9 protein-coding genes are annotated in these 13,236 nt (G+C 69.8%); 4 read left to right on the top strand and 5 right to left on the bottom strand.

The window, feature by feature from the left end:
- Nucleotides 1-150: 150 nt before the first annotated feature.
- The 3 genes from MM438_RS15770 to MM438_RS15760 are packed head-to-tail and all read right to left on the bottom strand — an operon-like array spanning nt 151 to nt 1,492.
- Nucleotides 151-525, bottom strand: a complete 375-nt coding sequence (locus tag MM438_RS15770; RefSeq protein WP_241454441.1) for a hypothetical protein — start codon at nt 523-525, stop codon at nt 151-153.
- Complete coding sequence (locus MM438_RS15765; protein ID WP_241454440.1) at nt 522-794, bottom strand: hypothetical protein; 273 nt, start codon at nt 792-794, stop codon at nt 522-524. The genes MM438_RS15770 and MM438_RS15765 overlap by 4 nt, the downstream gene beginning before the upstream one ends.
- Before the next feature lie 41 nt (nt 795-835).
- Complete coding sequence (locus MM438_RS15760; RefSeq protein WP_241454438.1) at nt 836-1,492, bottom strand: DUF1016 N-terminal domain-containing protein; 657 nt, start codon at nt 1,490-1,492, stop codon at nt 836-838.
- A 165-nt stretch (nt 1,493-1,657) separates the two neighbouring features.
- Between MM438_RS15760 and MM438_RS15755 the strand changes: the two genes are divergently transcribed.
- Nucleotides 1,658-2,248 carry a DUF4913 domain-containing protein gene (locus MM438_RS15755; RefSeq protein ID WP_241454435.1) on the top strand — a complete coding sequence of 197 codons (591 nt, stop codon included), beginning with the start codon at nt 1,658-1,660 and terminating at the stop codon, nt 2,246-2,248.
- Nucleotides 2,249-2,633: 385 nt separating this feature from the next.
- Here MM438_RS15755 and MM438_RS16500 read toward each other — a convergent pair whose 3' ends face one another.
- Together MM438_RS16500 and MM438_RS15735 are read right to left on the bottom strand one after the other, a co-directional pair.
- On the bottom strand, nt 2,634-7,589 hold the full coding sequence (locus tag MM438_RS16500; RefSeq protein ID WP_338155569.1) for an RHS repeat-associated core domain-containing protein: 4,956 nt from the start codon (nt 7,587-7,589) through the stop codon (nt 2,634-2,636).
- On the bottom strand, nt 7,538-9,901 hold the full coding sequence (locus MM438_RS15735) for a DNRLRE domain-containing protein (RefSeq protein ID WP_241454432.1): 2,364 nt from the start codon (nt 9,899-9,901) through the stop codon (nt 7,538-7,540). Before MM438_RS15735 ends, MM438_RS16500 begins: the two co-directional genes overlap by 52 nt.
- 472 nt (nt 9,902-10,373) lie before the next feature.
- On the opposite strand from MM438_RS15735, the gene MM438_RS15730 reads away from it, so the two are divergent.
- The 3 genes from MM438_RS15730 to MM438_RS15720 all read left to right on the top strand — a co-directional run.
- Nucleotides 10,374-10,598, top strand: coding sequence for a hypothetical protein (locus MM438_RS15730; protein ID WP_241454430.1), 225 nt, complete (start codon nt 10,374-10,376; stop codon nt 10,596-10,598).
- A 253-nt stretch (nt 10,599-10,851) separates the two neighbouring features.
- Nucleotides 10,852-12,138: an AlbA family DNA-binding domain-containing protein gene (locus MM438_RS15725; protein ID WP_241454429.1), complete on the top strand. Its 1,287-nt coding sequence runs from the start codon at nt 10,852-10,854 to the stop codon at nt 12,136-12,138.
- Between the two features lie 195 nt (nt 12,139-12,333).
- Nucleotides 12,334-13,236 (top strand): PDDEXK nuclease domain-containing protein (locus MM438_RS15720; protein WP_241454428.1); only part of this gene is annotated, 903 nt, incomplete at its 3' end.

The following is a 13,236-nucleotide window of genomic DNA, read 5'->3' as shown; positions in this document are numbered from 1 at the left end:
ACCGGAGATTGCCTACGTCACCACCCCCTCGATCAAAGACCCAGAACAGGACAGGCTCATGTGCCACACACCTCTTGCACCCTCGGCAGAGGTACTGGGCGAGTGGCGTTCCCGGCCGGGCGCGATGGAGGCTGCTGGGGAAGTGTTGGGTCAGCTTGCGTGGGCGAGGTAGTCGTCTGCGATGCGGCGTAGGAGTGCGGGCAGGGTTGTGCCTTCGTCGGCGGCGCGCTGACGCATCGCGGTGTCGAGGTCTGCGGGCACGCGCAGGCTCCAGGTGGGGGAGGGGCCGGGTGTGGTCGGGCTCAGGGACGGGCGGCCGCCGCGACCTGCCTCTCGGGCGGCCTCGAACTCGGCGGCGGTGCTCGGGTCGTCGGCCAGTACGTCAGCGAGAAGCGCGGTAGTGAAGTCCTGCGCTGCCTGTCCGTGCAGGATCGTGGTGTGGGTGAGGTCGCGCTCGGGCGACTCGGCCCAGGCCGCGGCCTCGGCGCCGTCCAGGGGATCGCCCTGTCGGGTGGTGGTGCTCATTGCGTCTCCTCGATGTAGTGGCGGAACTTGGGGCGAAGCGCCATGGCGTGGAAGATCCACAAGGTGCGGGGTTCCTGGACCTCGCCCATGACTTCGATCAGCTCACCGCCCAGACGGCGAGGGCCGATCCATAGCGTCGGCGCCTGAGCTCCTGGCACCCGTGCCGGTGAGAACTTCGGGACCACCGCGTGGGCGTTCGCTATCGCGAAGGTGACTTCATCACGGGTGACTCCGTGCTTGCGTGCGCTCTCCGCGATGACTAGACCCATACGAGTATTGTAGACAGAACCAGGTGTTCTGTCTCACAAAACTAGTCTGTTCGCCGGAAGGGCTTGTCGCGCCCCTCATGCCGGATGGATGCCGTGTGAATGCGGCCGTTTCCGCACGACCCCGACACGCCCGCCCACAGCACGTGCACAACCCCCGTGCACAACGGTGTGAGCCGCGCGTGCAGGGCAGCAGCATCGACCCTGCCACCTTGATCACGACCAGCACCGGCACCGTCAGCTTCGTCGTCGAGCTCGGCGCCCACGCCCATGCCCGCCAGGCCGCTACATCCGAGACCCCCGCGATCGAGCGCGCCATGCGGATGCCCATCGACACGGCCGGCGACGGCCTGCTCGACGTACCAGACCCGCACGGTGGGGTCCTTGACCTGGGACAGGAGCACCGTGACGTGCCCCCACGGGAATGTGGTAGCTGCGGTTGCCACATTGCCGTCCGGCCACGCCACCGCGAGGTCTCGCATGTACCGCAGGTTCCGTGGGCTCAACCCCGCCTGGTCGGGGAACCGGGCCCGCAGGTCCGCCGACAACCGGTCGATGACCTGCGCACCCCACCCCTGCTCACGCTGCGCCGCCGCGATCACCGACCCGACCGCGTGGTAGGTGCGGATCCGCTCCACCCCCACCGCGGTGACAGCACGGGCCTGCCCGGCAGCGAGCCGGGCAACGACCTCACCCAGCACCTGGTCGTACGAGGCGACCTCACCCCCGGGTTGCGACCTATCGGTGCTCCGCCCGGGGGCCGGGTCAGGCTGGAAAGTTCTTCTTGGCCCAGGGGGCCTGACCCCGGTTCTTGGACACGCTCAATCCAGCATCTGCTGGGGAAGCGAGATGATCGAGGAAAGATCTTGACCCCCGACCGGCTCCAAGCCCTCAAGGTAGCGGCCTCCGAGGCCGCCGAAGCCGAGCTGAACCCCCCCACCTGCCAGGCAGTCCACGGTGATGAGCCCGTCATCGACCAGACAAGCGACCAACGGCCCCGACACGCCCCCTCGCTCTACTACGGCAGCGTCGACCAGTTCGTGCGTGAGTTCCTGATGCCGACCTACCGCCGCCGCGTCGGCGAAGAAGGACGCGCCGAGCTGCGCTGGTCCGCCCGCTGGTGGGAATCAGCCAAAGCTATCATCCGCCTCGAAGCCATGTGGCGAGCCTGGGAACACCTCCGCCTCAACCCCGCCACCGGCATCTCCACCTGGCTCCGCGACCACGCCGACCACCACATGAGCATCCTCGCCAGCCCACTCGGCCCATTCGCCAAATCCAAAGACACCGCTGATCTCGACACACCACTGCCCTACGAAGCACCCCCGAAGGCCTCTTCCCCAACGCATACGCCGACGGCCAACCTCCGACCCCGTGAACCATGCCACGACGCACCCAGAACCGGCACCGGTCCTGGCGTCGGGACGAAGGCTCCCCGACGCCAGGACCCAGCGTGATCCCGACCACGACAAAGACGCCATGGCGAGGCGATGGCGGTAACCGGCTCCCCCGTCGGGATCAGGGAGCCGGTGTCCCCTCCTGCCGACCGGGCCCCAGGCACAGCACGGCACCACTCACCTCGGACACCACCCGGCTATTCATCATCATCTTTGAGGAGACGTTCCATAATACGATCGAGGGCACCTCCTTCCACTGGATGCAGCACTCGATATATGAAATATGCCCACCAAGCGGAATATCCGACGATCAAGCCAGTGCCGACCCAGAATTGAATACTCCAGGCAGGGAATCCTCTCACCAGCACTGCGCCTATAATGTAAGGCGAGAGTATCAGGACACCTCCCGTCACGATACTTCCGTGACCGTTGTGGTCCTCGTAGATCACCATATTGACCTACCTCGCGATTTTCGATTCGATCGGTGGAAGTTCCCTGCAAAGGCAGCCCCTTGCAGGCCTCCTCGCCAGACAAGACGACGCCTACGAAGCCGCCAGTGCGCATGGTACTCCGACCCAGAGTGCCTCAGGGCCGACCCGAGTCGACGACCACTGCGATGCCGCGCCGCATAGCGGCTCCTTCCTTTCGCATTTCTGTACATCGCCCGGGTGACGCCCCTGACACCCTTGGCCATCTTAAATGAGCTGCGCGCATGTCGGCCGATAAGGTATGCGGACCTGGCGGGCTTCAGGAACTTCCCCAGGAAAGCATCAACACCAAAGTCGAAGGCGGCCTGACCCCAGGACTTTTCGTGCCTGACGGCGCTCATCGCATTGCTGTAGCCCGAGTAGGCCACTACCGCCAAGGTGGCTGCGCCGCACAAGCCTGCCGAGGCAAGGACACATGCCCCCAGCGCCACAGCCCCAAGAGTGTCGCCCCATCCCCAGTGTCCGTCGAGGTCGTACATGTTGATGGGGTCTGGTGGGTAGCCGTAGGCGTTGGGGTTGCCGCCGGGTTCGGGATCGAGGCTGGTGAACAGGCCTCGGGTGGGGTTGTAGTAGCGGTCGCCCATGAGGGTCAGGCCGGCGGTGGCGGTGCTGGTGGAGCGTTGTTTGGCGCCGAGCCAGCCGTAGCCTGCGGTCCCGGTGATGGTGGTGGTGGCGGCGGGGTCGCGGGGTGCGCCGTACTCGGTGTAGTCGCTCCATCCGGTGATGGCGTTCGCGGGGGTGTTCTCGCCTTGCTCGGCGGGAATCTGCACGGTGGTGACGACGTCGCCGTGCAGGTTCGCCAGGCTCAGGGTGGCGGCGCCGTCCTGGGCGAGCTCGACACCGAGGTCACCAGCCAACGATTCGGCGTACCGCGTCGTGGTGGTGCCGGTGTGGGTGGTGGTGTCGATCCAGGCGGGGTTGTCGCTGGCGTCGGTGTAGTGCCGGACCAGGGTGCCCGCGACGGTGGTGTCGGGGCTGGTGGTCTTCTGGGTCAGGCGCCGCCCGGTGATGTCGAGGGTGAACACGGTGTCGGTGTCGCCCTGCTTGACGCGGGCGGGTAGGTCGTCGTCGAAGTACCCGAGGGTCAGGTCGCCCTTGCCCGGGTCGGGTGCGTCGACGGCGGGCACGAGCAGCTGCCGACCCAGGGCGTCGTACCCGTACTCGCCCTTGCCATCAGCGCCGGTCAGGGCCCGGTCGGCGGTGTCGTACGTGTAGGTCTTGGTGGTGGTTCTGGCCGGGTCGCCATAGCACTCCCCGCCGGTGTACTGCTTGATGGTGTGGCTGGTGCGGTTGCTGTTCGCGCCGGCCTTGCCGTCGTAGGCGTACTCGCGGACCTGGCAGGGCGCGGCCAGCGTCGGCTGCGACGGGCCCGCCGACACCGCGACCCGGGTGTACCCGCGACTGACCGCGCCGCCGGCCGAGGTCGTCGGCGCACCCGTCGACCTGGTGGGGGTGGTGCGACCGCTGGGTCGGGTGCTGGTGGGGTGGATGGTGCCGGGTCGGGTCGATACCGCCGCGCGGGGTCGAGCACCCGTCGCGGGGGTGGTCGACTTATGCACGCCGGCAACGGTACTCGCGGCCCCCGTAAGGGTGGGCGCCGGCGTGGTCGTGGGTGCCGGTGTGGTGGTGGACTCCGACGGTGTCGGTTCGGGGGCCGGTGTGGGGTCGGGGGTCGGGGTGGGGTCGGTGCCGGGTAGGGGTGTGTTCTCGGTGGCGGTGCGGTCGAGGACCTGGACGAGGCGTCCGGCTTGGTCGTACTCGTAGCGTCGGTCGTAGGCGGTGGCTGTGCCGGGCTTGGCGACGTCGACGGGGGCGTCGGTGGTGCCGGCCTTGCCGTCGAACGCGGCGCTCTGGCCGGTGTACTCGCGGGCGACGCGTCCGACGAGGTCGCGTTCGGTGCTCCAGGCCATCCAGGTGCCGCGGGTGGGGGTGCCGGGGGTGTAGACGACGTTGCCGTCGGCGTCGGTCGAGGTGGTGTACGGCGTGACCTGTCCGACGTAGGCCCGGGAGACGGGTTCGCCGGTGGCGTTGTAGGTGGTGGTCTGTTCCAGGCCGCCGGGCATCGCCTGCCGGGTCAGCCGGCCTTCGGCGTCGTAGGCGCCGGTGAAGGTGACGTCGCCCTTCCCGCTCGAGCGGGACACGGTGACCTTGGTGGTCAGGCCTCGACGTTCGGTCTTGCCGGCCAGGTCGGTGCCGTCGTACCCGTACCGGGTGGTGCCCTTGGGGTCGGTGACGGCCGCGACGCGTCCGGCCTGGTCGTAGGTCGTGGTCGTGGTGTCTCCGAGCTGGTTGGTGCTGCTCGTGGCACGTCCCCACGTGTCCAGGGTCGTGGTGGTCTTCACGTCACCGGGGTTGCCTTGGGCGTCGATCTGCACGGTCCCGGTCGCGGCGCCGGTGGCGGGGTCGTAGATGGTCTTGACGCCGGGGCGGGGCACGCTGGTGTCCAGGCCGGTCACGGTGGTGCGGGTGGTGTCCACGCGCCCGTCGAGCAGGTGGCTGGTCGTGGTGGTGCGGGTCACCGGGCCGCTGGTCTCGGTGGTCTGCGCGGCGGTCAGCAGGTAGCTGTACTTGGTGGTGCGCTCGTCCGGCAGGGGCTGCCCGGCGGGTTGGGCGGCCTTGCGGGTGCCGCACACGAGGCCGGCCCACTCGGGCTTGCCGCCGCAGGCGGCGTCCGCGCCGGTCTGCGCGCCGACGGTGTAGTAGGACGTCAGCGTGGTGCCTGCCCCGCCGCCGGTGTCGGCCTCGGAGGGCTGACGGGTCTCCACGACCCGGCCCTCGGCGTCGTGGAAGGTCCGGGTGGTCAGGTCACCGGCGTCGATCTTCCCGTCGAGGTTCATGTCCACGGTGGTGGACGTCGCCGCCCCCAGGGTCCACCCGCTGATCGCGTCGTCCCCGGCGGTCCTGGGCTCGTACCCGGTGAAGGTCCGCGAGTGGACGGTGAACTCGCCGTCCTGGTCGTCACCGCCGGCGTTGGCCAGGGTCACGGTCGTGGTGGTCGGCAGCCCGTACCCGGTGCCGGTCCTGGGGTTGACGCCCCCGTGGGGTGCTCCCTGGTCGTACAGGGTCTTGGTGTGCGCCCGACCCCACCCGACGTACTCCTGCGGCAGCGCGACCGCGCCGCGGAAGGGACCCCACACGTCGGTGACGTAGGCGCCGGCGGGTGCCTTGGCCGGCACGCCCGGGATCGTCGTGGCAGTGGTGTCCGGGTTGTACGCGGTGATGGTGCCGAACGAGGAGGCGTCGTAGGTCTGGTCACCGGTCAGGGGGGAGCTCGCGGTCACGGCCAGGGCGTCCTGGACGGCGTCGGCGTCCAGCTGCAGGACCGGGTTGCCCTTCTCGTCGTACCGCGTGTAGGTGGGCAACCAGGTCCCGGCGCCGTAGGAGGCGGTGTTGATCGTGTAGCCCTGCGCGTCGGTGTAGGACACGTCGGCGTACTGCCAGTCGTCGCCGGACGCGGTGGCGGCGTCGCCGCTGTAGTCGGGTCCGAAGACCGCGGCGGCGTAGGTTGGCGAGTTGGACTGGCCCCACCGGCGGGTGGTCTTGCCGGTCATGTCCGGCAGGCCGTCCTGGCCGAGGACGTCATAGCGGATGCGCGTCAGCGCGGTCGTGCCCGTCCCGCTCGGGTTGGGACGGGACACCGCCTGCAGCTTCAGGCGGGAGTCCTGGTTGGCGTACGCGAGCTGGAAGGGTGCCTGACCCGCGGGGGTGACCGTGGTGATCTCGTTCTGGGAGCCATAGGCGTAGCTGGTGCCCAGCCCGGAGCGGGGGTCGGTGACCTTGGTCAGCCGCTTGGCGGCGTCGTAGGTGTAGCAGGCCACCGGCACCGAGGCCATCGTCCCGGCCGCGATCGTGCTCGAGGACCCGTCGCAGGCCTTCACGGTCAAGGCGTCGGGGGTGTGGATCTCCAGGGCGACCGCGCCGACCTGTCCGGCCGGGGCGCCGTTCGTGCCGTAGGAGATGCGCAGCGCCCGGCAGCCGGGCTTCAGGCCGGCGGCGGTGCCGTTGTCGGGGCAGTCCGCGGCGGTCATGCCCGCGGGGACGGGCGCGAGGATCCGGGTGACCAGACCCGCGGTGCTGCGCGTGTAGGTCGTGGTGCCCGAGCCGGGCTCGGTCACGCTGGCAGGCGCGAACTGCCCGGCGCCGCCCGCGGTGGGGGCCTTGGAGGCGGTGAACACCGTGGTCGTGCCGTCGGTCTCGGTGAGGGTGAAGGCCTTGGCGTTCGCGTCCCAGGTCAGGGTCGTGCCGTCCAGGCGGGTGTCCTCGTCCGCGGCGACCCAGTCGGTGGGCATGTCCGCGGTCGTGCGTCGGGTCTTGGACCTCGACCGGTAGATCAGCATGGTCCCGTCGTCGTCCTGGAAGACCATGGCCCCGTCGATCGTCGTCGAGTCGATCGGGGTCATGCCCGCCAGCCCGGCCTCGGAGCCGTCCAGGTTCGCGGTCCACCCGGGCCCGAACACCCCCGACGCGGGCGTGACCGCGGCGGTCGTGTTGTTCCCGTACGTCGAGTGCGAACGCGACAGCGTCAGGTCGCCGGTGTAGCCCGGCACCGACACGTCGGTCGCGGACTGGTTGTACTCACCGGTGAACAAGGCCGCCTGGCCCGGGCCGGCGTCGGTGGTGGGGAAGCCGTTGCCGAAGGCGTGCGGCACCCGCGAGATCGTGACCTGCGACGCGGACCAGGTGCACTGGGTGCCGGTCGAGTACGCGAAGCACACCTGCACGTCCAGCAGCACCGGGGTGCGATCGTTCAAGGTCACCGCCGGGGACTGCGCGTCGTCCACGTCCGCGGTCATCGAGTCCCAGGTGGCGGTGTACGCCAACGGCGTCGTCGCCGAGTCCGCGCCGGTCAGCGCCGCGCCGGTCACGGTCGCGTCGTTCCACTTGCCGGTCTCGGAGGTGCCGTACCCCGACACCCGCCACTGCACCTTGCCGGTGACACCGGTCGCCGAGCCCTTCGGCGGACCCGCCGCCGCGATCGTGATCGCACCGGTGGTCTCGCCGCGACCTGCACACCCGCCGCGGGCGCCGCAGGGACGGTCATGGACGCATTGCCCCACCCGAGCTGGTGGGTCACGTGCGCCCCGGTCTTGCCGGTGATCGACTCGTTCCACGCCTCGATCCAGTGCCCACCGGTCGTGGCCGGCACGGTCACGGTCACCTTCGCCACGCCCGGGTCAGCCGACGGGGTGACCGCGGCGCGCTGCTCGGCGCCGCCGTCCACGCGATACCGGATGTACGCCGGGGCGCCGCTACCGGTCCCCGCACCACTCACGGTGCACGTCACCGGACCCGCCGGCGGGTTGTCGGTCCAGCTCCCGCTGGTGCCATACGGCGCCGGGCACGACACCACCGGCGCCGGCGGGGTCGCCCACGCGGTCCGGAAAGCCGTCCACGCCGACCAGGTGCCGTTCCACAGGCCCTGGTCGTCCTTGACCGCAGCCCGCACGTAGTAGGTGCTGTTGTCCGCCAGCGCCGTCGCCGGGGAGCACGCCGCCACGGCACCGGACGCCGCCGTCGCCGTGCACGTCGCCACCGGCTTCGTGCCCGCCGGCGGAGCCGTCGACGTGTGCACCTCGTACACCAGGTTGACGGTGTTGGCGTCCGGGTCCGTCGCCGTCGCGCGGAACTCCGGCGTCGAGTCCGGCGTGTACAGCACCGCCGTCGACGCTCCCGGCGCCTGGTACGACACCGCCGGGGCCGGCATGCTGATCGCCCCCGCCGCGTTCGGCTTCCGGTTGTACGTCACCGACAGATACGGCGCCGTGGTTGTCTCGCTCGACGCGAACTTCTTCCACCCGAACGAATCCGCCTCGTCCGTGGCCCGGATCCCCAACGTGTTGTACGCGTTGCCGTTCGACGCCCACCCCGCGACCAGACCGGTCACGTTCTGCGTCACCCACCCGTCCTCGCAACCCGCACCGAACCCCCGCGTCACCGTCGACGCCGCCGCACGATCACCCCACGCCGGCTGGTTCGTCCACACCGTCGACGACGTCACCCCACCGGTGGAATAGACACCCCACTCCTTCGGCGTGCACGACCACGAATGCGTCGCGTACAACCCCAACGTCGCCGACTTCACCTGCAAGCCCTTCAACGTCGACATCGGGAACTGCAAGAACGACCGCGCCACCTGCTTCGACCCGTTGTTCCCCAGCTTCAGCTCCGTCGCCGCGCTCTGCCCATCGGTGAAGCCCTGCTGCACGAACGTGTCGAAGTTCGGCTTGATCGCCGGCAACGTCGCATACGACGGGTCCACCGTGATCGGGAACACCCGCGCAGGGTCCGTCGCCCACGCCTTGTCCACCGTCAACGTCAGCACCGCCATACCAGGACTGGGCTGCTCGACCCGCATCGACACCTTGCCCCGCGACACCGGGTCACCCGTACGCTCGTCGACCTTCGCGTCCCACGCCATCGGCACCTCCAGACGCGAGGCGACCTTCCCCTTCGCATCCAGGAAGTCGATCCCCCCGTCCGAGGACTGCCGCGCCCGCAAACCCTTCGTCCGCAACGGCATCGTCCACCGCAGACCCGCGGTCGGGTCCACCGCCGACCGATCCTTGACCAGGAAGAACGACTCGAAACCCGAACGCGTCGCCGTGACCCGGTAGTCCACGCCCGCCATCACGTCCGGCCACGTCGACGTGGTGCCCTGCACGACCGGCTTGGAACGCCGACCGACCCAGCCCATGCTCACCTGACGGTCCCCCGACCCGACCGACACCCCCTCATCAACCACACCCTGAGAAGCACCCCCGGCGCGCAACGGCACCGCCGGCATCACCGGCGCCACCGACCCGTCCGACGCCTGACGCATCGTCAGATCCACGTCCCGCCAGACACCCTTCGCGTCCTTCACCCCCGTCTGCCCCGCCGACACCTTCGTCGTCAACGTGCCGTCCGGGTTCGCCCACGTCCGCGAGAACTCCGTCCGCTCCCCCGACACCTCCACCGGCACACCCTGCGCACGAGCAGACACCCTCGCCGACACCACATCACGCGCCGACGACACCCGCGCCACCTGAGCCCGCGACCGCGCCGCACCCCCAGAAGACGTCGGCGACGGCGCCGCCACCGCCAACCCATCCGCCACCACCATCGACACCACAGCCACACCAGCCGCAGCCAGCACCCGACGCGACGAACGCATCCACAACGACATGGAAGCCCCCTCAAGGCCACCCTTCACCCAGGGCAACAGGGCACCACCAGACAGTGGCACGACCCCACACCTACTCCCCCGAAAAGCCCCCAGCACCCTGAAACCACCCTGAGAAACGATGCCCCGCAGCAAAAGTCACCCAGATCACACCCACCCACCCGACTCGTTCACCTCCCCGCCACCAGCACACCCACCAACAGCCAAACCCGCAGAAGACAGCCTGAACAACCTGAAAGAGGTAACGTCCACGACCTGTCAAAGGCCCCGTCCAGGGGGGTGTCGTCCCCCGCCCCGGACCCGGGCGGCGAGCACAGGCCCATCAACCAGGCAGACCGTCACGTCGCACCCGTCCTCAAGCGCCGGGAGGGCGGTCCAGCTCGCGACGGCAATCCCCGGCCCTACCAGGAACTTCGCCTCGTCTCGCGCCACCACACCACCCGGTCAGCACCCCACCGGCCGACATGACAGATCTCAAGGCATCTCGTCCGTCCTCGGCGTCGTCGCACAGGACAAGGCGGCCTACGGTGGACTCATGGACCAGCAGCCACGCGACGCCACGCGCCTCGTGATCCTGGCGACGACAGCGATCGGCGCAGCAGCAGTGATCACCGGCCTGCTCATCGCCCTCAGCCAGTCGGTCGCGCCATACACCTGTGCCGGTGGCCTCGTGACCGTGGGCATGTTCACCTCAGGCATCGGCATCGGTGGCGTTCTCTTCACACCCCGTAAGACACCAGCCTCACGACACAAGACCTGACCGATCCGGCCACCGGGGCCGCGGTCGATGCGGCTCAGGTCAAGACCTGGCACGACCGCGCCCTCGGCCTACGGACCCGCCTCGCGCTGCCAGCCACCACCAGCAAGACCACCCACCTGCGCCATACCCGCACCGACCTACGCGCCCTGCACACCGAGATCAACACCGCCCTGACCCACACCACGTAGACCAGCCCCGCCTGGAGCGCGCCGCGCGGGGCCGGCCGGGTGGTGGGGTGGCTACGGTGATGGGTATGGCGTGGACGGCGTTGCACCGGGACCTGGGTGAGCCGGGCGGGTCGTGGAGCCTGGGCCTGCTGGTGCAGGCGGTCGAGCAGGCTCTCCCGGAGAAGACGGACCTGGACTGGAAGGCCAAGCTCCCCCTGACCGACGGCCTTGCCCAGGAAGCACGCGACAAGCAGGAACTCGAGCTGGCCAAGGACGTCGCCGCGATGGCGAACACCGGCGGCGGGGTCATCGTGTACGGGGTCAAGGAGAAGAACGGCCGCGCGAGCGAGCTCGTCGGCGTCGGCGACGTCCCCGAGTCGACGCGGCGCAAGATCCGTCAGGTCCTCGCCGCGCGGGTCTTCCCCGCCGTCGTCGGCCTCGAGCTGCAGGTCATCACCGCACCCGCCGCCGGCGCAGGCGAGGCACGGACCGCGCTGGCACTGGTGGTCCCGGACAGCGTGGACGCCCCACACCTGGTGCGCCCCAAGCAGCCCAAGGACGCCTTCTGGGCGCCGTGGCGCGACGGACCCGAGACCCGGTTCATGGACGAACGCGCCCTGGCGGCGGCCTACCGGGTCCGTGAGCAGACCCGCCGTCAGGCCTGGGCCGGGCTGGACGAGATGACCACCCGGTTCATCAACGACCTCCCCCACACCGATGTGGGCGCGTGGGTCTGCTGCGCCGCGCGGCCCCTGCAACCGCTGCCGCCCTCACGCCGGCTGGACCAGACCGCCGCGGACCTGCTCCTCGCCGAGGCCCGCGAGCCACAACCCAAGGGCACAGGCCCGCTGCGGGAGACCAGCAACTCTCCCACCCGCCGCGGGTTGCGGTCCTTCCGGGTCCTGTCACGACGGACAGTCCAGCAGGACTTCGGTCCGACGAAGGTCTACGCGGCGGTGCAGGCCTACCAGGACGGCAGCGCCGCGGTCGCGCTCAACCGCGGATCAGCCTTCGACCAGCCCCCGCTGCATCCATGCGCGATCACGGCGGCCGACGTCGAGGCGTGCGCGATCGACCTGCTCGCCGTGCTCTGGCGACTACGGCTCCTGCTCGGGGCCAGCGGGGACTACGCGGCACAGATCGCCACCGCCCCGCAGACCAACCAGGTCTTCTACCTCGGTTCGACCCCGCACGGTGTCCAGCGCCGTAGCGAGTGGCTACCGGACCTGCGGCCGGTGACCGGCCCGATCATCACCTCCCAAGGCCTGGACGAGGCCCAGGCGAGCTGGACGGACATGGTCCAGGACTTCCTCAACCAGGCCGACCTGGACCCCAGCAACGACTTCCCCGATCGGATGGCCGCAGCGTTGTGACCACGCCTGGGCACGACCTCGGTCGACCGGCCGGCGGCAACGGCGTCATCTGGTGGCCCGCTTTCGTCGTGGGAGTGCCTGCCCCTTGCGAGGGTTCGGGGAAGTGAGCCTCGGGATGTCCTGCCGGACGACAGGGCCCGGGGCTCGCGCCGGTGGTGGGCAGCCACCAGGGGCGGCGGGGGTGATGATGGGGTGGTGAGTGATCTGCCCGAGTCCTTGCCTCAGGGTTATCCCGAGCTGCTGGCTGCGGCCGTGGACACCGTCCGCGCGGCCCAGGTCACCGCCGCGCGGCGGGTCAACCACGAGCTGGTCCTGCTCTACCTGGACCTGGGCCGGTTGATCCTGGACCGGCAGGACGACGAGGGCTACGGCACCAGAGTCATCCATCACCTGTCCGCGGACCTGCGAGCGACCTTCCCCGGCCAGCGTGGCTTCTCCGAACGGAACCTGCGGTACTGCCGCACCGCCGCGCGCATGTTTCCCGACCCGGTTGGGCAACAGCTTGTTGCCCAACTTCCCTGGGGCCACGTCACCGTCCTGACCGACCGCGTCGACGACGACGCGCACCGCCGGTGGTACGCCCGTCAAGCCGCCACCCACGGCTGGTCCCGCAACGTCCTCGAGCACCACATCAGCACCCGCCTGCACCAGCGAGTCGTCGGTTCCCCCACCCCGGCCCGCACTCCCGTCGCGGCCGCGGACAGCGACCTGGTCCGCGAGCTGGTCAAGGACCCCTACCGCCTGGACTTCCTGGACCTGGACCCCACCCACACCGAACGCCAACTCGAGGACGCCATCGCCGCCCGGATGACCGCGATGCTCACCGAGCTGGGTCCGGGCTTCGCGTTCGTCGGGCGCCAGGTCCCCCTGCAGGTCGGGTCCACGACCTTCTACGTCGACCTGCTCTTCTACCACCTACACCTACGCCGGTACGTCGTGTTCGAGCTCAAGACCGGACCGGCCACCCCCGAGGCCGTGGGCAAGCTCGGGTTCTACCTGACCGCCGTCGACGAGCAGTGGCGCCGGCCCGAGCACGGCGACGGGCCCTCCGTCGGGATCCTGCTCACCGGCACCCGCGACGACCTCGTCGTCGAGTAC

It is taken from the genome of Arsenicicoccus dermatophilus, assembly GCF_022568795.1.
Taxonomy (GTDB): domain Bacteria; phylum Actinomycetota; class Actinomycetes; order Actinomycetales; family Dermatophilaceae; genus Arsenicicoccus; species Arsenicicoccus dermatophilus.
This window is presented reverse-complemented; position numbering and strand designations above follow the sequence as displayed.

Excerpts from the sequence above, each read along its gene's own strand:
- MM438_RS15770 (WP_241454441.1), bottom strand. The coding sequence starts at position 525 with ATGAGCACCACCACCCGACAGGGCGATCCCCTGGACGGCGCCGAGGCC.
- MM438_RS15765 (WP_241454440.1), bottom strand. The coding sequence starts at position 794 with ATGGGTCTAGTCATCGCGGAGAGCGCACGCAAGCACGGAGTCACCCGT.
- MM438_RS15730 (WP_241454430.1), top strand. The coding sequence starts at position 10,374 with ATGGACCAGCAGCCACGCGACGCCACGCGCCTCGTGATCCTGGCGACG.
- MM438_RS15725 (WP_241454429.1), top strand. The coding sequence starts at position 10,852 with ATGGCGTGGACGGCGTTGCACCGGGACCTGGGTGAGCCGGGCGGGTCG.